Annotated in this window: 19 protein-coding genes; 10 read left to right on the top strand and 9 right to left on the bottom strand. The window is 55.1% G+C overall.

Going from position 1 to position 20,968, the window contains the following annotated elements; all coding sequences use genetic code 11:
- Positions 1 to 18: 18 nt before the first annotated feature.
- From ACRCWW_RS17870 to ACRCWW_RS17855, 4 genes are all read left to right on the top strand, one after another.
- Positions 19 to 1,923, top strand: coding sequence for an ABC transporter ATP-binding protein (locus ACRCWW_RS17870; protein ID WP_438683594.1), 1,905 nt, complete (start codon positions 19 to 21; stop codon positions 1,921 to 1,923).
- A gap of 176 nt (positions 1,924 to 2,099) precedes the next feature.
- A complete protein-coding gene (locus ACRCWW_RS17865; protein WP_404659811.1) occupies positions 2,100 to 3,122 on the top strand; it encodes a hydrolase in 1,023 nt (340 codons plus the stop codon).
- The gene (locus ACRCWW_RS17860) at positions 3,119 to 3,337 is read left to right on the top strand and encodes a YheU family protein (RefSeq protein WP_330985027.1); all 219 of its coding nucleotides are present in this window, start codon (positions 3,119 to 3,121) and stop codon (positions 3,335 to 3,337) included. The genes ACRCWW_RS17865 and ACRCWW_RS17860 overlap by 4 nt, the downstream gene beginning before the upstream one ends.
- 36 nt (positions 3,338 to 3,373) lie before the next feature.
- Positions 3,374 to 4,240 carry a phosphoribulokinase gene (locus ACRCWW_RS17855; RefSeq protein ID WP_438683593.1) on the top strand — a complete coding sequence of 289 codons (867 nt, stop codon included), beginning with the start codon at positions 3,374 to 3,376 and terminating at the stop codon, positions 4,238 to 4,240.
- 116 nt (positions 4,241 to 4,356) lie between these two features.
- Here the strand turns inward: ACRCWW_RS17855 and ACRCWW_RS17850 are convergent, their stop codons facing one another.
- A complete protein-coding gene (locus ACRCWW_RS17850; RefSeq protein ID WP_438683592.1) occupies positions 4,357 to 4,761 on the bottom strand; it encodes an OsmC family protein in 405 nt (134 codons plus the stop codon).
- A 306-nt stretch (positions 4,762 to 5,067) separates the two neighbouring features.
- Here ACRCWW_RS17850 and crp point away from each other — a divergent pair, with 306 nt between their 5' ends.
- The gene (crp, locus tag ACRCWW_RS17845) at positions 5,068 to 5,700 is read left to right on the top strand and encodes a cAMP-activated global transcriptional regulator CRP (protein WP_000242758.1); all 633 of its coding nucleotides are present in this window, start codon (positions 5,068 to 5,070) and stop codon (positions 5,698 to 5,700) included.
- Positions 5,701 to 5,753: 53 nt separating this feature from the next.
- Complete coding sequence (locus tag ACRCWW_RS17840; protein ID WP_438683603.1) at positions 5,754 to 7,826, top strand: YccS/YhfK family putative transporter; 2,073 nt, start codon at positions 5,754 to 5,756, stop codon at positions 7,824 to 7,826.
- Positions 7,827 to 7,915: 89 nt separating this feature from the next.
- Here ACRCWW_RS17840 and argD read toward each other — a convergent pair whose 3' ends face one another.
- The 4 genes from argD to ppiA form a co-directional block, all read right to left on the bottom strand.
- Positions 7,916 to 9,133, bottom strand: a complete 1,218-nt coding sequence (gene argD, locus ACRCWW_RS17835) for a bifunctional acetylornithine/succinyldiaminopimelate transaminase (protein ID WP_438683591.1) — start codon at positions 9,131 to 9,133, stop codon at positions 7,916 to 7,918.
- Positions 9,134 to 9,212: 79 nt separating this feature from the next.
- Positions 9,213 to 9,776 carry an aminodeoxychorismate synthase component 2 gene (gene pabA / locus ACRCWW_RS17830; protein WP_438683590.1) on the bottom strand — a complete coding sequence of 188 codons (564 nt, stop codon included), beginning with the start codon at positions 9,774 to 9,776 and terminating at the stop codon, positions 9,213 to 9,215.
- Between the two features lie 31 nt (positions 9,777 to 9,807).
- Positions 9,808 to 10,407: a putative adenosine monophosphate-protein transferase Fic gene (locus ACRCWW_RS17825; RefSeq protein ID WP_438683589.1), complete on the bottom strand. Its 600-nt coding sequence runs from the start codon at positions 10,405 to 10,407 to the stop codon at positions 9,808 to 9,810.
- Between the two features lie 106 nt (positions 10,408 to 10,513).
- Positions 10,514 to 11,086 (bottom strand): peptidylprolyl isomerase A, encoded by a 573-nt coding sequence (gene ppiA, locus ACRCWW_RS17820; RefSeq protein WP_438683588.1) that lies wholly within the window; start codon positions 11,084 to 11,086, stop codon positions 10,514 to 10,516.
- A 279-nt stretch (positions 11,087 to 11,365) separates the two neighbouring features.
- Between ppiA and tsgA the strand changes: the two genes are divergently transcribed.
- Positions 11,366 to 12,547 carry an MFS transporter TsgA gene (gene tsgA, locus ACRCWW_RS17815; RefSeq protein ID WP_438683587.1) on the top strand — a complete coding sequence of 394 codons (1,182 nt, stop codon included), beginning with the start codon at positions 11,366 to 11,368 and terminating at the stop codon, positions 12,545 to 12,547.
- Between the two features lie 7 nt (positions 12,548 to 12,554).
- On the opposite strand, the gene ACRCWW_RS17810 is transcribed toward tsgA, so the two are convergent.
- Entirely contained in the window at positions 12,555 to 13,871 is a 1,317-nt protein-coding gene (locus ACRCWW_RS17810) for a cytosine deaminase (protein WP_438683586.1), read from the bottom strand.
- 241 nt (positions 13,872 to 14,112) lie between these two features.
- Here ACRCWW_RS17810 and nirB point away from each other — a divergent pair, with 241 nt between their 5' ends.
- From nirB to cysG, 3 genes are all read left to right on the top strand, one after another.
- Positions 14,113 to 16,656: a nitrite reductase large subunit NirB gene (nirB, locus tag ACRCWW_RS17805; protein ID WP_438683585.1), complete on the top strand. Its 2,544-nt coding sequence runs from the start codon at positions 14,113 to 14,115 to the stop codon at positions 16,654 to 16,656.
- Positions 16,653 to 16,979, top strand: coding sequence for a nitrite reductase small subunit NirD (gene nirD, locus ACRCWW_RS17800; RefSeq protein WP_438683584.1), 327 nt, complete (start codon positions 16,653 to 16,655; stop codon positions 16,977 to 16,979). Before nirB ends, nirD begins: the two co-directional genes overlap by 4 nt.
- Before the next feature lie 61 nt (positions 16,980 to 17,040).
- Positions 17,041 to 18,414 (top strand): siroheme synthase CysG, encoded by a 1,374-nt coding sequence (gene cysG, locus ACRCWW_RS17795; RefSeq protein ID WP_438683583.1) that lies wholly within the window; start codon positions 17,041 to 17,043, stop codon positions 18,412 to 18,414.
- A gap of 106 nt (positions 18,415 to 18,520) precedes the next feature.
- On the opposite strand, the gene trpS is transcribed toward cysG, so the two are convergent.
- Genes trpS through rpe form a run of 3 tightly spaced genes read right to left on the bottom strand, consistent with a single transcriptional unit; the run spans position 18,521 to position 20,949 of the window.
- On the bottom strand, positions 18,521 to 19,525 hold the full coding sequence (gene trpS / locus ACRCWW_RS17790) for a tryptophan--tRNA ligase (protein ID WP_438683582.1): 1,005 nt from the start codon (positions 19,523 to 19,525) through the stop codon (positions 18,521 to 18,523).
- Positions 19,518 to 20,279, bottom strand: coding sequence for a phosphoglycolate phosphatase (gene gph / locus ACRCWW_RS17785; protein ID WP_438683581.1), 762 nt, complete (start codon positions 20,277 to 20,279; stop codon positions 19,518 to 19,520). Before gph ends, trpS begins: the two co-directional genes overlap by 8 nt.
- Entirely contained in the window at positions 20,272 to 20,949 is a 678-nt protein-coding gene (gene rpe, locus ACRCWW_RS17780) for a ribulose-phosphate 3-epimerase (RefSeq protein WP_438683580.1), read from the bottom strand. The genes gph and rpe overlap by 8 nt, the downstream gene beginning before the upstream one ends.
- Positions 20,950 to 20,968: the final 19 nt, after the last annotated feature.

The following is a 20,968-nucleotide window of genomic DNA, read 5'->3' as shown; positions in this document are numbered from 1 at the left end:
CAGAACATACGGCGCCTTATGATTGTTTTCTCCTCGTTACAAATTCGTCGCGGCGTGCGTGTCCTGTTGGACAACGCCACAGCCACTATTAACCCTGGGCAAAAAGTCGGTCTGGTGGGAAAGAACGGCTGCGGCAAATCCACGCTGCTGTCGCTACTAAAGAACGGGATTAGCGCCGATGGCGGGAGTTTCACTTATCCGGGTAACTGGCAACTGGCCTGGGTGAATCAGGAAACCCCGGCGCTGCCGCAGCCTGCGCTCGACTATGTTATCGATGGCGACCGCGAATACCGCCAGCTTGAAGCGGAACTGAATGCCGCGAATGAGCGCAACGACGGTCATGCCATCGCCACCGTTCATGGCAAGCTGGATGCTATCGATGCGTGGACCATCCGTTCTCGCGCGTCCAGCCTGCTGCACGGTCTGGGTTTCAGCAATGAGCAACTGGAGCGTCCAACCAGTGATTTCTCCGGTGGCTGGCGTATGCGCCTCAACCTTGCGCAGGCGCTGATTTGCCGCTCCGACCTGCTGCTGCTCGATGAACCAACTAACCACCTCGATCTTGACGCCGTTATCTGGCTGGAGAAGTGGCTGAAGAGCTATCAGGGCACGCTGATCCTGATTTCCCATGACCGCGATTTCCTTGATCCAGTGGTGGGCAAAATTATCCATATCGAACAGCAGTCGATGTTCGAGTACACCGGCAACTACTCTTCTTTTGAGATCCAGCGCGCGACGCGTTTGTCTCAGCAGCAGTCGATGTACGAAAGCCAACAGCAGAAAGTGGCGCATTTGCAGAGCTTTATTGACCGCTTTAAAGCGAAGGCGTCGAAAGCCAAGCAGGCCCAAAGCCGCGTGAAAATGCTGGAGCGTATGGAGCTGATTGCCCCGGCGCACGTCGATAACCCGTTCCACTTTAGCTTCCGTGAGCCAGAGAGCTTGCCCAATCCGCTGCTGAAGATGGAAAAAGTGAGTGCCGGTTACGGCGACCGCACCATTCTCGACTCCATTAAGCTCAACCTTGTCCCGGGTTCGCGTATTGGTTTACTCGGTCGAAACGGTGCGGGCAAGTCTACGCTTATCAAACTGTTGGCCGGTGAACTGGCCCCGCAAAGCGGTGAAATCGGTCTGGCGAAAGGCATCAAGCTCGGTTACTTCGCCCAGCATCAGCTTGAATTTTTACGCGCTGATGAGTCACCGCTTCAGCATCTGGTAAGACTGGAGCCGCAAGTGCTGGAACAGCAGCTGCGCGATTACCTCGGCGGTTTTGGTTTCCAGGGCGATAAAGTGAGCGAAGAGACGCGTCGTTTCTCCGGAGGCGAGAAAGCGCGCCTGGTGCTGGCGTTAATCGTCTGGCAGCGCCCTAACCTGTTGCTGCTCGATGAACCGACCAACCACCTGGATCTCGACATGCGTCAGGCGCTGACCGAAGCGCTGATTGAATTTGAGGGCGCACTGGTCGTGGTGTCGCACGATCGCCACCTGCTGCGTTCCACGACCGATGACCTCTATCTGGTTCACGATGCGAAAGTGGAGCCTTTCGATGGCGATCTGGAAGATTATCAGCAGTGGCTGACAGATGTTCAGAAGCAGGAAAACCAGGCTGACGAAGCCCCCAAAGACAACGCCAACAGCGCCCAGGCGCGAAAAGATCAGAAACGTCGCGAAGCAGAGTTACGCACGCTGACCCAGCCGCTGCGCAAAGAGATAACCCGTCTGGAAAAAGAGATGGAAAAACTCAATGCGAAACTCGCCGCCGCTGAAGAGAAGCTGGGTGACAGCGAACTGTATGATCAGGCTCGTAAAGCGGAGCTGACGGAGTGCCTTCAGCAGCAGGCCAGCGCCAAATCAGGCCTGGAAGAGTGCGAAATGGCCTGGCTTGATGCCCATGAGCAACTGGAAAAAATGCTCCAGGAAGAGTAACCCATGCCCGGTGGCGGCTACGACTTACCGGGCCTACAAGGAGATGATCCGTAGGCCCGGCAAACGAAGTGCCGCCGGGCAACGCGTTGCAAAAGCGTCACGCGGCTCATTTTCATAAACACGAAACCGTCATGACGGTATAGTAAACAGGATTTTCATCACAACAGCGTAACAGTATGGCCCAGATCACCCCTGTAGAATTTGAAGTCCCACCCGAAGAGAACGACACATTTGTGCCGATGAAAGGCGTGCGCAACTGCCACCTGCAGACCATGCTGCCGCGCCTGATCCGTCGCAAAGTGCTGTTCACGCCGCACTGGCAGCGTCTGGAGCTTCCGGATGGTGACTTTGTCGATCTGGCCTGGAGTGAAGATCCGAATCAGGCACGTCACAAACCGCGTCTGGTGGTGTTTCACGGCCTTGAAGGCAGCCTTTACAGCCCTTACGCTCATGGCCTGATTCATGCGGCACAGCAGCGCGGCTGGCTTGGCGTGGTGATGCATTTTCGCGGCTGCAGCGGTGAACCGAACCGCAACGACCGTATTTACCATTCTGGTGAAACCGAAGATGGCACCTGGTTCCTCTCCTGGCTGAAACGTGAATTTGGAGAAGTGCCGACGGCGGCGGTCGGCTACTCGCTGGGCGGCAACATGCTCGGCTGTCTGTTAGCGAAAGAAGGCGACGCGACGCCGCTGGATGCCGCAGTGATCGTTTCTGCGCCCTTTATGCTCGAAGCCTGCAGCTATCACATGGATAAGGGCTTTTCCCGCGTTTATCAGCGCTACCTGCTTAATCTGCTGAAGGCCAATGCTTCACGCAAGCTTAAAGCTTATCCTGGTACGCTGCCGGTCGATCTTAAGCGTTTGAAAAGCGTTCGCCGTATTCGCGAGTTTGACGATCTGATTACCTCAAAAATTCACGGGTTCGCCGATGCCATCGACTATTACCGCCAGTGCAGCGCCATGCCGGTGCTGAGTCAGATAACCAAACCGACGCTGATTATTCACGCCAAAGACGATCCCTTTATGGATCACCACTCGATTCCTGCACAGGAAGAGTTGCCGAAGAATATCCAGTATCAGCTTACCGAATACGGCGGGCACGTTGGCTTTGTCGGCGGCACGCTGCGCCATCCAGAAATGTGGCTGGAAAAACGCATTCCTGACTGGCTGACCCGTTTTCTTGGAGCCATCGCATGATCATTCCCTGGCAGGATCTGGCTCCCGAAACGCTGGAAAACCTGATTGAAAGCTTTGTGTTGCGCGAAGGCACCGATTATGGTGAACATGAACGTTCGCTCGAAGATAAAGTCGCCGACGTCAAACAGCAATTGCAAAGCGGGGAAGTGGTTCTGGTGTGGTCCGAACTGCACGAGACCGTCAACTTAATGACCCGCACTCAATTTCGCGGCTGACTATACTCATTATCACAGCTTACCCAGGGAGTCGTTATGTCTGCCAAATACCCGGTGATTGCCGTGACCGGCTCCAGCGGCGCGGGGACCACCACCACCAGCCTCGCCTTTCGTAAAATCTTTGCTCAGCTCAATTTAAACGCCGCCGAAGTCGAAGGGGATAGCTTCCATCGCTATACCCGCCCTGAGATGGACATGGCCATCCGTAAAGCGCGCGATATGGGCCGCCATATCAGTTATTTCGGCCCGGACGCCAACGACTTCGGCCTGCTGGAACAGACGTTTCTTACCTATGGCCAAAGCGGTACCGGGCAGTCGCGCAAATATCTGCATACCTATGATGAAGCCGTGCCGTGGAATCAGGTACCCGGAACATTCACGCCCTGGCAGCCGCTGCCGGAACCCACCGATGTGCTGTTCTACGAAGGATTACACGGTGGCGTAGTCACGCCTCAGCATGATGTGGCAAAGCATGTGGATTTGCTGGTTGGCGTAGTCCCGATTGTGAACCTGGAATGGATTCAGAAGCTTACGCGCGACACCAGCGAACGCGGACATTCTCGTGAAGCGGTGATGGATTCCGTGGTGCGCTCCATGGAGGATTACATCAACTTCATCACGCCCCAGTTCTCGCGCACGCATATCAACTTCCAGCGAGTCCCTACGGTCGATACCTCTAACCCGTTTGCCGCCAAAGGCATTCCGTCGCTGGATGAAAGCTTTGTGGTTATCCATTTCCAGAATCTGGGCGACATTGATTTCCCCTGGCTGTTGGCGATGCTGCAAGGCTCGTTCATTTCACACATGAACACGCTGGTGGTGCCTGGAGGGAAAATGGGGCTGGCGATGGAGTTGATCATGACGCCGCTGGTTGAGCGGCTGATGGATGGCAGAGCGATTTAAACCACAACCGGGCGGCCAAGGTAAACAGCAAAACCTTCTCTTACGAGAAGGTTTTTAGTGTTTGCTCCCTCTCCCTGTGGGAGAGGGTCGGGGTGAGGGCATCAGGCCGCACACGATTACCCCTCAACCACCTCAAACGAGTGGGTGATCTTCGCCGCTTTCTCCAGCATTAGCGCCACAGAGCAATATTTCTCCGCAGACAAATCCACCGCACGAGACACTGCCGCTTCTTTCAGGTCTTTACCCGTTACGATGAAGTGCAAATTAATGTGCGTAAACATACGCGGCGCTTCTTCACGACGCTCCGAGGTCAGCTTCACTTCGCAATCTTTCACGTCATGACGCCCTTTTTGCAAAATAGACACCACGTCGATCGCACTGCAACCGCCGGCTGCCATCAGCACCATTTCCATCGGGCTCGGCGCTTTGTCTCCAGAGTTACCGTCCATCAAAATCTGGTGGCCAGAAGCAGACTCGCCCAGGAAGGTTAAACCCTCAACCCATTTCACACGTGCTTGCATAATTTTTAACTCCGAAGTTGCAAATTTCCTCTCAGATTACGCGCACATAACAAAACTCGCAACGGAAGGAGACGTGCATCATGCTGAAGCGAGACACCAGGAGACACGCAGCTAAAGCTATGCTAAAACAGTCGGGATGCGACAGTAATGCATTGAAGTGCTGAATGTACGCAGAGGACACCACATTACAGGCTGCTGCACAATTCGACAGCCGACTTCCCAGGCACAGGGAAGGATACGATTGCAAAGCCAGCGGCAGTGTCATGTCTGCCACTGGAGACAGCTTATAACAGAGGATAACCGCGCATGGTGCTTGGCAAACCGCAAACAGACCCTACCCTTGAATGGTTCTTGTCTCATTGCCACATTCATAAGTACCCATCGAAGAGCACGCTGATTCACCAGGGTGAAAAAGCAGAAACGCTGTACTACATCGTGAAAGGCTCAGTTGCTGTACTCATCAAGGACGAAGAAGGGAAAGAGATGATCCTCTCTTACCTCAACCAGGGCGATTTCATTGGTGAGCTTGGTCTCTTCGAAGAAGGCCAGGAGCGTAGTGCCTGGGTTCGGGCGAAAACCGCTTGTGAAGTGGCCGAAATCTCGTACAAAAAATTCCGTCAGTTAATTCAGGTAAACCCGGATATTCTGATGCGCCTCTCTTCGCAGATGGCCCGCCGTCTGCAGGTCACCTCAGAGAAGGTCGGCAACCTTGCGTTCCTCGACGTAACGGGCCGTATCGCCCAGACGCTGCTGAACCTGGCGAAACAACCCGATGCCATGACCCACCCGGACGGTATGCAGATTAAAATTACCCGTCAGGAAATCGGTCAGATCGTGGGCTGTTCCCGTGAAACCGTTGGCCGTATTCTGAAAATGCTGGAAGATCAGAACCTGATCTCCGCCCACGGTAAGACCATCGTCGTTTACGGCACCCGCTAAGCTCGATAAATGGCGTATTGTTCACGCAATACGCCATTTTTGTCTCTACCGCTATGTGGCGCAGGCTAATTTATCACCCGGAAATTAACTACGCACTGCGGCAAACCCTGGTGCTCTGTACGCCCGTGGCTATCGGCCTGATGCTGGGGTATCTCAAGTACGGTCTGCTGTTTTCGTTAGTTCCCGCCTGCTGCAACATTGCCGGTCTCGATACGCCGCACAAACGCTTTTTTAAACGCCTGATTATTGGCGGTTCACTGTTTGCGGGCTGCAGCCTCGCGGTTCAATTACTGCTGGCACATACCCTCCCCTTGCCGCTGATCCTGACCGTTCTCGCCATGACGCTTGGCGTAACGGCCGAGATAAGTTCTCTGCATGCCCGTTTACTTCCGGCGTCTCTCATCGCCGCAATTTTTACCCTGAGCCTTGCGGGCAACATGCCAGTCTGGGAGCCGCTGCTGATTTATGCCCTCGGCACGCTTTGGTATGGCCTGTTTAACTGGTTCTGGTTCTGGATGTGGCGTGAACAGCCGCTGCGGGAATCGCTGAGTCTGCTGTATCGCCAGCTGGCGGATTACTGCGAGGCCAAGTACAGCCTGCTGACCCAGCACACCGATCCCGAGAAAGCTTTGCCGCCGCTGCTGGCTCGTCAGCAAAAAGCCGTCGATTTAATCACCCAGTGCTATCAGCAGCTTCACATGCTCGCGGCCAATAAGAACCATGATTACAAACGCCTGCTGCGCTCCTTCCAGATGGGCCTTGATTTGCAGGAGCATATCTCCGTCAGCCTGCACCAACCGGCAGAAGTCCAGAAGCTGGTTGAGCGCAGCCATGCTGAAGCCGTTATCCGCTGGAATGCCCAAACCATTGCCACCCGCCTGCGCGTGATGGCCGATGATATTCTCTACCACCGTTTTCCCCAACGCTTCTCGATGGACAAGCAGATTGGCGCGCTGGAGAAAATCGCCCGTCAGCATCCCGATAACCCCGTGGGCCAGTTCTGCGCCTGGCATTTCAGTCGCATCGCCAGAGTGCTGCGCCTCCAGCGCCCGCTCTATCCGCGTGATTTAATGGCAGATAATGAACGCCGCTTGCCGGTCTTCGCGGCACTCAAAAGCTATCTTTCGCTGAAGTCCCCGGCACTGCGCAATGCCGCGCGAATCAGCGTGATGCTGAGCATCGCCAGCCTGATGGGGTCGGCATTACACCTGCCAAAACCTTACTGGATCCTGATGACGGTCCTGCTGGTCACACAAAACGGGTATGGTGCGACGCGAGTGAGGATCTTCCACCGGGCGGCAGGTACGCTGGCTGGATTAGTCATCGCAGGCATCACCCTGCACTTTCATGCTCCAGAAGGCTATGCGCTGGCGGCGATGCTGGTTATCACCCTCATAAGCTATCTCATCATCCGCAAAAGCTACGGCTGGGCCACGGTGGGCTTTACGGTGACGGCGGTATACACCATCCAGTTGCTGACGCTCAACGGAGATCAATTTATTGTTGCCCGGCTGATAGACACGCTAATCGGCTGTCTGATTGCCTTTGGTGGGATGGTCTGGCTGTGGCCGCAATGGCAAAGCGGCCTGTTGCGTAAAAATGCCCAGCAGGCGCTGGAAGCCGATCAGGAAGCCTTACGCCTTATTCTGAGTAACGACCCGGAAGCACCAACCCTCGCCTATCAGCGTATGCGTGTGAATCAGGCACATAACGCACTATTCAATTCGCTTAATCAGGCGATGCAGGAGCCCGGCTTTAACTCGCGCTATCTTGCCGATATGAAGCTATGGGTGACCCACAGCCAGTTTATTGTCGAGCATATTAACGCCATGACCACGCTCGCCCGCGAGCACAACATGCTGACGGAATCACTGGCCCAGCGTTATCTGGAATCTTGTGAGATTGCGCTGCAACGGTGTCAGCAGCGCCTGGAGTATGACGAAGCAGGGGGAAGCGGAGATGCGAATATTATGGAGTCACCTGATACGCTGTCCCACGGCCCGTTGAGCACCATGGAACAGCATTTACAGCGGATACTGGGGCACCTGAATACCATGCACACCATCTCTTCGGTGGCCTGGCGTCAGCGTCCGCATCACGGGATTTGGCTGAAACGCCGGGCATAGATACCCTGCCTGGCGGCGCTTCGCTTGCACAGGCCTACAGACGGTCACATCACGCAGGCCCGGCAAACGCAGTGCCGCCGGGCGAAAAATCAGCCGACGACCTTCTTCACCGCAGCAGCAAAACGCTTCATCCCTTCATCGATATCAGCGCTCTCAACCACCAGCGAAGGCGCGAAACGCATCACGTCAGTCCCTGCATTCAGCACCATTACGCCTTCATGAGCCGCTGCATGCAGGAAGTCACGCGCACGCCCTTTGAACTGGGGCTTAAGCTCAGCCCCAATCAGCAGCCCCATGCCGCGGATATCGCTGAATACATCCAGTTCGGCGTCAATCTGCTGTAAATGCTTCACAAACTGTTCGCGCTTTGCCTTCACCCCTTCCAGCACTTCCGGGGTGTTGATGATGTCGAAAGCTGTACCCGCTACCGCACAGGCCAATGGATTACCGCCGTAAGTTGAGCCGTGTGATCCCACGTGAAAAGCGCTGGCGATCTCTTCCGTGGTCAACATAGCGCTGACAGGAAAACCGCCGCCCAGAGCTTTAGCGGTGGTGAGAATATCCGGCGTCACGCCGTAATGCATATAGGCGAACAGCGAACCCGTACGCCCCATGCCGCACTGCACTTCATCAAACACCAGCAAAGCCTTATGTTCGTCGCACAGCTCACGCAGGCCTTTCAGAAATTCAGGCGTCGCCGCCGTCACGCCACCTTCGCCCTGAATAGGTTCAACCACAACGGCGCAGGTATGGTCGTCCATTACCGCTTTCACTGCATGCAGGTCGTTGAAGGGCACATGAATGATATCCGCAGGTTTTGGCCCGAAGCCGTCGGAATACTTCGGCTGCCCGCCAACGGACACGGTAAACAGTGAACGACCATGGAAAGCGTTATGGAAAGCGATGATTTTGGTTTTGAACGGACTGTGGCGCATGCAGGCATAGTGGCGAGCAAGTTTAAAAGCGGTTTCGTTCGCCTCAGTGCCGGAATTCATAAACGCCACACGTTCAGCGAATGTCGATGCCACCAGCTTACGCCCCAGACGCAGCGCAGGTTCATTGGTGAAGACGTTGCTGGTGTGCCACAACGTTTCGCCCTGGCTTTTCAGCGTTTCGACGAGTCTGGGATGACAGTGACCCAACGCAGTAACGGCAATCCCACCAGCAAAATCAACATACTCTTTGCCCTGCTGATCCCAGATTCGGCTCCCTTTCCCTTTCACCGGGATAAACTCCGCCGGGGCATAAATGGGCAGGATCACTTCGTCAAAAGTTGCCCGGGTAATTGCCATTTGTTCACTCGCCATGTCAAAACCTCTTACGCAGCATGATTATGAAAATATAATCATGAAATATGCATAAAAAATCAGATCGTGGCAAGCGCATTTACCGCTTAAGGAAGTTCTCCAGCAGCTGATGGCCCTGCTCGCTGAGAATGCTTTCGGGGTGAAATTGCACGCCTTCGAGATCCCATTCACGGTGGCGAATGCCCATGATCTCACCTGTTTCGCTGGTTGCAGTTATCTCAAAACAGGAGGGTAACGTTGGCGGGTCAATCACCAGTGAATGATAGCGAGTCACCGTGAGTGGATTATTCAGTCCGCTGAAAACGCCAGCACCGTTATGCGTTATCGGGGAAGTTTTCCCGTGCATCACTTTAGCCGCACGAACAATGGTCGCGCCAAAAACCTGGCCGATCGCCTGGTGGCCCAGACAAACACCGAGAACAGGCAGTTTTCCAGCATAGTGACGGATCACGTCGAGCGAAATCCCGGACTCATCCGGCGTACAAGGGCCTGGCGAAATGACGATTTTTGCCGGTGCCAGCTGCGCTATCTCATCGAGACTGATCTCATCATTGCGCCTGACAACCACCTCGGCTCCCAGCTCGCAAAAATACTGGTAGAGGTTCCAGGTAAACGAATCATAGTTATCGATAAGCAGGATCATAGCGGCTCCGGTGACAGCAAACCGCGCTATTCTACTCAGTTTCCTGCGCTTCGCTCACCACTTTAGTGAACAGGTCGGTCAACGGCTGTAAATCACCCATCGCCCCGCTCTGGTTCGCCTGACTCCAGCTTTCCGGGTCAACGACGCCCCAGTCCAGCACATATCCGGCGTGAATGGCCAATTGCTCGAAGAACACGCGCTGCGCACGGCCGCTGCCAACAAAGAACGGATGCAGCACATTAATCTCACAGTAGTAGTGTGCCAGCCGCTGAATAAACGCCTCTCTGGGCAGCCCAACGAGGTAGTGTTCGTCTTCCAGCTCCTGCATCAGGTCGTTGCCTTCATTTTCGATGTACTCAAAATGGCAGAAACGGGTCTCACCACGGGAGATATCAACCTCGCGCAGTTCGCCTGCCCAATCATAAGCATCCTGAAAAATCTGCTGGTGAATGGCGCACAGCCACGGCAAACCGCGATGCAGCGGGCCGAGTTCGAGGGATTCGACACGCTGGGCGAAAAGCGCATCCTGGGCGTGAGGCTCAGGGACATCCAGCCGACCGCTGGTCGCAAACGAGTGAGCTCGTCGCTTTTCCCACAGGCGAATTTTTTGCTTATCGGTGAGCTTTTTCATCTGAACCTCCCTGACGGTTCCCCTTGTGCCACAAGTATAAGCAGCAATTTCGGGTTACGCAGAAAGGTCAGAGTGACGCGGGCAGGTTAGCCCGCGAGAGAAGAGATTACGGCAGAACTTTCGCAGACAGGATAACTACCGGTTTTGTTGGCACATTCTGGTATGGGCCAACGTCGTGAGACGCCACCTGAGAAATCTTATCGGCCACGTCCATGCCTTTCACAACTTTACCAAAGACCGCGTAGCCAAAATCACGCTGACCGTGATCCAGGAACGCGTTGTCTGCCACGTTGATAAAGAACTGGCTGGTTGCGCTGTCTTTATCCGCTGTACGCGCCATAGAAATAGTCCCGCGAGTATTGCGCAGGCCATTGTCAGCTTCGTTTTTGATAGGCGGATTTGGCTGCTTCTGCTGCATCTGCTCGGTGAAGCCACCGCCCTGAATCATAAAGCCCGGGATCACACGATGGAACGTGGTGTTGTTATAGAACCCACTGTTTACATAGTTCACGAAGTTTTCGACAGAAACAGGGGCTTTTTGGCTATTCAGTTCCAGCTCAATATTACCGGCAGACGTTGTCAGTAAAACGTGCGGATCTGCTTTTGCCGCCAGAACTGCAGGGGAAATCGTAGAGAGTGCAAAAACAGCCGTCACGACAGCCAGGGTAGATTTGAGCATGTGAATTCCTTAAACGGGAACGGTAGAGAGTGCGAATCGCTTGATTCTAAAAGGCGTTCGGCTGACAAACCAGCCTTTTACTTAAGTTTACTTATCAGAAACAGATGTAACGTAGTGGATTTTATTTGAAGGCCGACAAAAATGTGACGAATGCCGCGCCAATTTAAGACTAATTTCATCATTTTCAGAATAAACATTTGCCTCAGTCACGCTAACGCATAAAATCTGCACACCCCACGCATTGTCAATGCGTTTTACAGTTCTATTCACAGGCCAGTCATGACTAACAGCAATCGTATCAAGCTCACATGGATCAGCTTCTTCTCCTACGCCCTGACCGGGGCGCTGGTAATCGTCACCGGGATGGTGATGGGCAATATCGCCGACTATTTCCACCTGCCGGTGTCCAGCATGAGCAACACCTTCACGTTCCTCAACGCCGGTATTTTGATCTCTATTTTCCTTAACGCCTGGCTGATGGAAATCGTGCCGCTGAAAACACAGCTGCGTTTTGGCTTCGTACTGATGCTGGCAGCGATAGCTGGCCTGATGTACAGCCACAGCCTTGCGCTCTTCTCCGCCTCGATGTTCGTTCTTGGGCTGGTGAGCGGGATAACGATGTCGATTGGTACCTTCCTCATCACCCATATGTATGAAGGCCGTCAGCGTGGTGCTCGTCTGCTGTTTACTGACTCCTTCTTCAGTATGGCCGGGATGATTTTCCCGATGGTTGCCGCGTATCTGTTGGCGCGCACCATTGAGTGGTACTGGGTCTACGCCTGCATTGGTCTGGTGTATGTCGCGATTTTCATTCTGACCTTTGGCTGCGATTTCCCGGTGCTCGGCAAGAAAGCTGAAGCGAACGCGCAGCCTGTGGCAAAAGAAAAATGGGGCATTGGCGTGCTGTTCCTCGCCGTGGCCGCCCTGTGCTACATCCTCGGTCAGTTGGGCTTTATTGCCTGGGTGCCAGAGTATGCGAAAGGCCTGGGCATGAGCCTGAGCGATGCGGGTGAGCTGGTGAGCAAGTTCTGGATGTCCTATATGCTGGGCATGTGGGCGTTTAGCTTTATCCTGCGCTTCTTCGACCTGCAACGCATTCTGACCGTGCTGGCAGGTGCCGCCGTTGTGCTGATGTATCTGTTCATCAACGGCTCGCCGGAGCATATGCCATGGTTCATTCTGTGCCTGGGCTTCTTCTCCAGCGCGATTTATACCTCAATCATCACCCTGGGTTCCCTGCAGACTAAAGTCGCCTCGCCAAAACTGGTGAACTTCATTCTGACCTGCGGCACCATCGGCACGATGCTGACGTTTGTCGTCACCGGCCCGATTGTCGCCCACAGCGGCCCGCTGGCTGCGCTGCACACCGCGAACGGTCTGTATGCCGTAGTGTTCGTGATGTGCTTTATCCTCGGCTTTGTGACTCGCCACCGCCAGCATAATGCGGTAGCAGGCCACTAAGCATCTGTTAAGCCCCTTTGCGTTCGCCGAAGGGGCTATTTTTGGTAAAGAACACCTCTTCCCCGCCGTTATCCATTTGCACCCAGGTTTGCGCCAGTTGTGTCGTCGCAATCACTCTCCCCTGACGAATCGACCAGCGAACCGGCACCTGACAGCGCACGGCTTCGAAGCCATTTTCGGCTGGCAGAATAATCAGGTTAGCGCTGTTCCCCACTTCAAGACCGTAATCCTGCAGACCAAACGTTCTGGCACTGTTGTGCGTGATCAGGTTCAGGCCATCATTAATCTGCTGATAGCCCATTATCTGGCAAACGTGCAGCCCCATATGCAGCACCTGAAGCATATTGCCCGTGCCGAGCGGATACCAGGGGTCAAACACATCATCGTGGCCGAAACAGACATTAATGCCCGCGCCCAAAAGCTCTTTCACGCGGGTGATACCACGCCGTTTAGGATAATCATCAAAACGGCCCTGCAGGTGGATGTTGACCAGCGGATTGGCAACAAAGTTAATACCCGACATTTTCAGCAGACGAAACAGGCGCGAGGTGTAAGCCCCGTTATAGGAGTGCATCGCGGTGGTGTGACTGGCCGTGACGCGAGCGCCAATGCCTTCTTTCAACGCCAGTGCTGCAACCGTTTCGACAAAGCGAGACTGCTCATCGTCGATTTCATCACAGTGAATATCTAACGGGTGGTCGTATTTTTTCGCCAGGGCGAAAGCAATATGCAGGGATTCCACGCCGTACTCGCGGGTGAATTCAAAATGCGGAATGGCTCCCACAACGTCAGCCCCTAATTCCAGCGCTTTTTCCAGCAAAGCAGCGCCATCCGGATAGGAAAGAATGCCTTCCTGTGGAAACGCCACAATTTGCAGATCCACCCAAGGCGCAACTTCCTTTTTCACTTCCAGCATGGCTTTCAGCGCCGTGAGCGTCGGGTCCGACACATCAACGTGGGTACGAACAAACTGGATACCGTTGGCAATCTGCCATTTCTGGGTTTTCCACGCTCGCGCTTTCACATCTTCATGCGTGAGCAGCGCTTTGCGTTCTGCCCAGCGTTCGATGCCTTCAAACAGCGTGCCTGACTGGTTCCAGCTTGGCTCGCCTGCCGTCTGGGTGGTATCCAGGTGAATATGAGGTTCAATAAAAGGCGGAATGGCCAACCCGCCGCGGGCATTGAGTACCTCTAAGCTCTCATGGCGAGTTTCTCCCATAGGAATAATCGACTGGAACTTACCGTCTTCAATCCCGAGTTGCCATAGCCCTTCACGCCCAGGCAAGCGGACATTTTCAATCAACCACAACGGTGTGCTTCCCATCCTCATTTCCCCCAGGAGTGGCGCACTGCGCGCCTTGTTTCATTTTTAGGCTAAAACCCGCACTTTTTGTACATTATTTCAGCACCACAGAAAAGTCTGACATTTCCGCAACTTATAAAAAACCTGACAAATCAACCGCATACCACTTAGGTGGTAGGTTAGGCCGGAATTGATTCACATCAATAAGTCACCTTGCTGAATCGTTAAGGTAGGCGGTAATAGAAAAGAAATCGAGGCAAAAATGAGCAAAGTCAGACTCGCAATTATCGGTAACGGCATGGTCGGCCACCGCTTTATTGAGGATTTACTCGATAAAGCGCCAGCAGACCAGTTCGAGATTACCGTCTTCTGTGAAGAACCCCGTATCGCCTACGACCGCGTGCATCTCTCATCATACTTCTCTCACCATACTGCGGAAGAACTTTCGCTGGTGCGCGAAGGCTTTTATGAGAAACACGGCGTCAAGGTGCTGATTGGTGAGCGTGCCATCACGATTAACCGTCAGGAAAAAGTGATTCACTCAAGCGCGGGTCGCTCTGTCTTTTATGACAAACTGATCATGGCGACCGGTTCTTATCCGTGGATCCCGCCGATCAAAGGCTCTGATACTCAGGACTGCTTCGTCTACCGTACTATCGAAGATCTTAACGCCATCGAAGCCTGTGCTCGTCGCAGCAAGCGTGGTGCAGTGGTCGGCGGCGGCCTGCTTGGTCTTGAAGCCGCAGGCGCGCTGAAAAACCTCGGCGTTGAAACACACGTCATCGAATTTGCCCCGATGCTGATGGCCGAACAGCTTGACGCGATGGGCGGCGACCAGCTGAAGCGCAAAATCGAAAGCATGGGCGTACGCGTCCACACCAGCAAGAACACCGAAGAGATCGTGCAGGAAGGGACCGAAGGGCGCAAAACCATGCGCTTTGCCGACGGCAGCGAGCTCGAAATCGACTTTATCGTCTTCTCGACCGGGATCCGTCCACGCGACAAACTCGCCACCCAATGCGGCCTGGCAACCGGTCAGCGCGGCGGGATCATGGTCAATGATACCTGTCAGACGTCCGATCCCGATATCTACGCTATCGGTGAATGTGCCAGCTGGAACAACCGCGTTTACGGCCTGGTCGCGCCAGGTTACAAAATGGCGCAGGTGGCCGTCGATCATATCCTCGGCAACCAGAACACGTTCGAAGGCGCAGACCTCAGCGCCAAGCTGAAGCTGCTGGGCGTTGATGTCGGCGGCATTGGCGATGCGCATGGCCGCACGCCGGGCGCACGCAGCTACGTTTACCTCGACGAAAGCAAAGAAGTCTACAAACGCCTGATCGTCAGCCCGGATAACAAAACGCTGCTCGGCGCCGTGCTGGTCGGCGACACCAGCGACTTCGGTAACCTGCTGCAGCTGGTGCTGAACGCTATCGAACTGCCGGAAAACCCGGACGCACTGATTCTGCCGGCTCACGCAGCAAGCGGTAAACCGGCCATCGGCGTGGACAAACTGCCGGACAGCGCGCAGATCTGCTCCTGCTTCGACGTGACCAAAGGCGATTTGGTCAGCGCTATCAATAAAGGCTGTCACACCGTGGCGGCGCTGAAAGCCGAAACCAAAGCGGGCACTGGCTGCGGCGGTTGCATCCCGCTGGTGACGCAGGTGCTGAATGCCGAACTGGCGAAACAGGGCATCGAAGTGAACAACAACCTCTGTGAACACTTCGCCTTCTCTCGTCAGGAGCTCTACCACCTGATTCGTGTAGAAGGGATCAAAACCTTCGACGAACTGCTGACAAAATACGGCAAAGGCTACGGCTGTGAAGTCTGTAAGCCAACCGTCGGTTCCCTGCTGGCATCCTGCTGGAACGAATATGTGCTGAAGCCTCAGCACACGCCGTTGCAGGACACCAACGACAACTTCCTCGCCAACATCCAGAAAGACGGCACCTACTCGGTGATCCCTCGCTCTGCGGGCGGCGAAATCACTCCAGATGACCTGATGGCGGTGGGGCGTATCGCGCAGGAATTTAACCTCTACACCAAAATCACCGGTTCTCAGCGTATCGGCCTGTTTGGTGCGCAGAAAGATGATCTGCCAGAAATCTGGCGTCAGTTGATCGACGCAGGCTTCGAAACCGGTCACGCCTATGCCAAGGCATTGCGTATGGCGAAAACCTGCGTCGGCAGCACCTGGTGCCGTTACGGCGTTGGCGATAGCGTTGGCTTCGGCGTTGAGCTGGAAAACCGCTACAAAGGCATTCGTACGCCGCACAAAATGAAGTTTGGTGTCTCCGGCTGTACCCGTGAATGTGCGGAAGCCCAGGGCAAAGACGTGGGCATCATCGCCACCGAAAAAGGCTGGAACCTGTACGTATGTGGTAACGGCGGGATGAAACCGCGTCACGCCGATTTGCTGGCTGCGGACCTCGACCACGACACGCTGATCAAATACCTCGATCGCTTCATGATGTTCTACATCCGTACCGCGGACAAACTGACCCGTACCGCGCCGTGGCTCGATAACATGGAAGGCGGCATCGACTATCTGAAAGCCGTCATCATCGACGATAAGCTTGGCCTCAATGACCATCTGGAAGAAGAGCTGGCTCGTCTGCGTGCCGCCTTTGCCTGTGAATGGACCGAGACGGTCAACAGCCCGGCTGCACAAAGCCGCTTCCAGCACTTTGTGAACAGCAAGCAGCGCGATCCAAACGTGCAGGTTGTACCTGAGCGCGAACAGCATCGCCCGGCAACCCCGTACGAACGCATCCCGGTCACTCTGGTGGAGGAAAACGCATGAGCCAGTGGGTAACTATCTGCAACATCGACGAAATCCTGCCTCAGACCGGCGTCTGCGCTCTGCTCGGCCACGAGCAGGTGGCGATTTTCCGCCCGTATCATGACGAGCAGGTGTTCGCTATCAGCAACATCGACCCCTTCTTCCGCGCCAGCGTCCTCTCTCGTGGGCTGATTGCGGAGCACAACGGTGAATTGTGGGTCGCCAGTCCGTTGAAAAAACAGCGCTTCCGCCTCAGCGACGGGCTGTGCATGGAAGATGAAAGCCATTCCATTGCACATTTTGACGTGCGCGTTAAAGACGGTCAGGTACAATTAAAGGCCTGATGACCCTTCCGGCGGCGTTCTGTCGCCGGACTTCTTTCCCCTTCATTGCTGCGAGACGCCCATGGATCACTTACCCATTTTCTGCCAACTGCGCGATCGCGACTGCCTGTTAGTCGGCGGCGGTGACGTTGCCGAGCGCAAAGCCCGTCTGTTACTGGACGCCGGCGCGCGGCTGACGGTCAATGCTCTCGAGTTCGCGCCCCAGTTCCACGTCTGGGCGGAAGCAGGCATGTTGACACTGGTCGAAGGGGAATTTGAGGCCGCTCTGCTCGATAAGAGCTGGCTAGCTATCGCCGCCACGGATGACGATGCGGTGAATAACCATGTCAGTGAAGAGGCAGAAAAACGCCGGATATTCTGTAATGTGGTCGATGCGCCAAAACAGGCCAGCTTCATCATGCCGTCCATTATCGACCGTTCTCCGCTGATGGTCGCCGTTTCTTCGGGCGGTGCCTCCCCGGTTCTGGCGCGTTTACTGCGTGAAAAGTTAGAGTCTCTGTTGCCACAGCATCTGGGCCAGGTCGCCCATTTCGCAGGCCAGCTTCGCTCACGCGTCAAACAACAGTTTGCGACCGTTAGTGAGCGTCGCCGCTTCTGGGAAAAGCTGTTCGTGAACGATCGTCTGGCGCAGTCACTGGCGAATCAGGACGAGCAGGCCATTCAGGCCACCACTGAGCAGTTACTTAGCGAACCGCTGGATAATCGCGGCGAAGTGGTGCTGGTTGGCGCAGGCCCCGGCGATGCGGGGCTGCTGACGCTGAAAGGCCTGCAGCAAATTCAGCAGGCAGATATCGTGGTCTATGACCGTTTGGTGTCCGACGACATTATGAATCTGGTGCGCCGCGATGCTGATCGGGTCTTTGTGGGTAAGCGTGCGGGCTTCCACTGCGTGCCGCAGGAAGAAATTAACCAGATCCTGCTGCGTGAAGCGCAGAAAGGGAAGCGCGTAGTGCGTCTGAAGGGCGGCGATCCGTTTATCTTTGGGCGCGGCGGCGAAGAGCTGGAAACACTGTGCAATGCAGGTATTCCGTTCTCCGTGGTACCGGGAATTACCGCCGCCTCTGGCTGTTCGGCCTATGCTGGCATTCCGCTCACCCACCGTGATTACGCCCAAAGCGTGCGTCTGGTCACCGGTCACCTGAAAACCGGCGCGGAACTCGACTGGCATAACCTGGCAGCAGAAAAACAGACGCTGGTGTTCTATATGGGCCTGAATCAGGCGGCAACCATCAGCGAAAAGCTACGCGAACACGGTATGGAGGCAGAGATGCCCGTGGCGCTGGTTGAAAATGGCACGGCGATCAAACAACGCGTCGTGGAAGGGACGCTGGCAGGGCTGGCAGAGCTTGCGCAGCAGGTCGAAAGCCCGGCGCTGATCATTGTTGGCCGCGTCGTGGCGCTGCGGGAAAAATTGAACTGGTTTTCAAATCATTAAAAAACAGAAAGGCGGGTTTCCCCGCCTTTTTTATTGCCGGATGGCGCTACGCTTATCCGGCCTACAAATTCCTCGTAGGCCAGTGCAAACGAAGTGCCACCAGGGTTTACGGCTTAGCCACAAAGCCAATCGCTTCATAAACCGCTTTCAGGGTTTCTGCCGCCTGAGCGCTCGCCTTCTGCGCACCCTCACGCATGATTTTCTGCAACAGCGCTTCGTCGTTGCGGAAGCGGTTGTAACGCTCCTGCAGCTCACTCAGCATGCCAGACACGGCATCAGCCACTTCACCTTTCAGGTGGCCGTACATCTTGCCTTCGAAGTGCTGCTCCAGCTCTGGGATCGTCTTGCCCGTCACACCGGAGAGAATATCCAGCAGGTTGGAAACACCCGCTTTGTTTTGCACGTCGTAGCGCACAACAGGCGGTTCATCACCGTCGGTCATCGCACGTTTGATTTTCTTCACCACGGATTTCGGATCTTCCAGCAGGCCGATAACGTTGTTGCGGTTATCGTCGGACTTGGACATTTTCTTGGTCGGCTCAAGCAGCGACATCACGCGCGCGCCAGATTTCGGAATGAACGGCTCGGGCACCTTGAACACCTCACCGTACAGCGCATTGAAGCGTTGAGCGATATCACGGCTCAGCTCCAGATGCTGTTTCTGATCTTCGCCAACCGGCACCTGATTGGTTTGATACAGCAGAATATCTGCCGCCATCAGCACCGGGTAATCAAACAGACCGGCGTTGATGTTTTCAGAGTAGCGCGCTGACTTGTCTTTAAACTGGGTCATGCGGCTCAGCTCGCCGAAGTAGGTGTAGCAGTTCAGCGCCCAGCCTAACTGTGCGTGCTCTGGCACATGAGACTGAACGAAGATGGTGCTCTTCTCAGGATCGATACCGCAGGCCAGATACAGCGCGAGGGTGTCCAGCGTCGCTTTGCGCAGCTTTTCTGGCTCCTGACGGGCGGTGATGGCATGCAGGTCAACGATGCAGTAGATGCAGTGATAGTCGTCCTGCATGTTGACCCACTGACGCAGCGCACCCATGTAGTTACCAATGGTTAATTCACCGGACGGCTGTGCGCCACTAAATACGATGGGCTTAGTCATTTTTCACTTCCTGAATTTCACTGTGCGGGAGCCCGAGCGCGGGCAACAAATCGTTAAAACGGTCATAGACGACGTCGGGATTGCTGTCGGCAATCGCTTCGCCATAGTTATAGCCATAGGTCAGACCCACCGAGCAGCAGCCAGCGGCCTGGGCGGCAAGAATATCATTGCGTGAGTCGCCAACAAACAGCAGCTCTGCGGGCGTTAGGGATAATTTTCCTGCTACCAGCAGGAGCGGCTCCGGATGCGGCTTTTTGTTCTGCACGTCATCGCCACCGACAACCACGGAGAAGTATTTCGCGATATCCAGCGCTTCCAGAATAGGCGCAACAAACGGGGATGGCTTGTTGGTGACCAGCGCCAGGGGCAAGCCTTTGGCATGCAGCGCGCTTAACGTTTCGGCCACTGCCGGGAACAGATAGCTGCCCTCTTCGGCAAATTCTGCGTAGTAACGGTCAAACAGCTTACGCAGTACGCGTTGCTGCTCTTCCTGCGGGATATCGTCATGATCGACGGACGGTTTGCCCTGCTGCGCACGCAGCGAAGCCCGCTCCTGACGCGCCCACGTCAGCGCTCGTTCCATCAGAACGTCGGCCCCGTTGCCAATCCAGGTAACGACGCGCTCTTCGCCTGCCGTCGGTAACTCCAGCGCATAGAGCGCGCTGTCCACCGCGGCCGTTAAGCCCGGAGCGCTGTCGACCAGCGTGCCGTCGAGATCGAAGGCCACGCCGCGGATAGAATCGAATTTACTCATGACTTACCTTTGCCAGTTCACTGCGCATGTCATCAATCACTTTCTTGTAATCCGGCTGGTCAAAAATGGCCGAGCCAGCCACAAACATATCGGCACCGGCGGCCGCAATCTCGCGGATATTCGCGGCCTTCACGCCACCGTCCACTTCCAGACGGATGTCGCGCCCTGACGCATCAATCCGCCGACGCACTTCGCGCAGCTTATTAAGCGTGTGAGGAATAAAGGACTGACCGCCAAAACCCGGGTTAACGGACATCAGCAAAATCACGTCGAGTTTATCCATCACGTGATCCAGGAAGCTCAGCGAGGTCGCTGGATTGAGCACCAGACCGGCTTTGCAGCCGTGTTCTTTAATCAGCTGTAACGAGCGATCAACGTGTTCGGACGCTTCAGGATGGAAAGTGATAATGCTGGCGCCTGCTGCGGCAAAATCCGGGATAATGCGATCGACCGGTTTGACCATCAGATGCACATCAATCGGAGCGGTGATGCCGTAATTACGCAGGGATTTGAGCACCATCGGGCCCATCGTCAGGTTCGGCACATAATGGTTATCCATTACGTCGAAATGGACGACGTCACCGCCAGCCGCCAGGGCTTTCGCGGTATCTTCACCCAGACGGGCAAAATCGGCCGACAGAATCGACGGGGCAATCAAATACTGTTTCATCCGCATCTCCTTGAAAACG

The sequence above is a fragment of the Scandinavium sp. genome (genome assembly GCF_051650185.1).
Classification (GTDB): domain Bacteria; phylum Pseudomonadota; class Gammaproteobacteria; order Enterobacterales; family Enterobacteriaceae; genus Scandinavium.
This window is presented reverse-complemented; position numbering and strand designations above follow the sequence as displayed.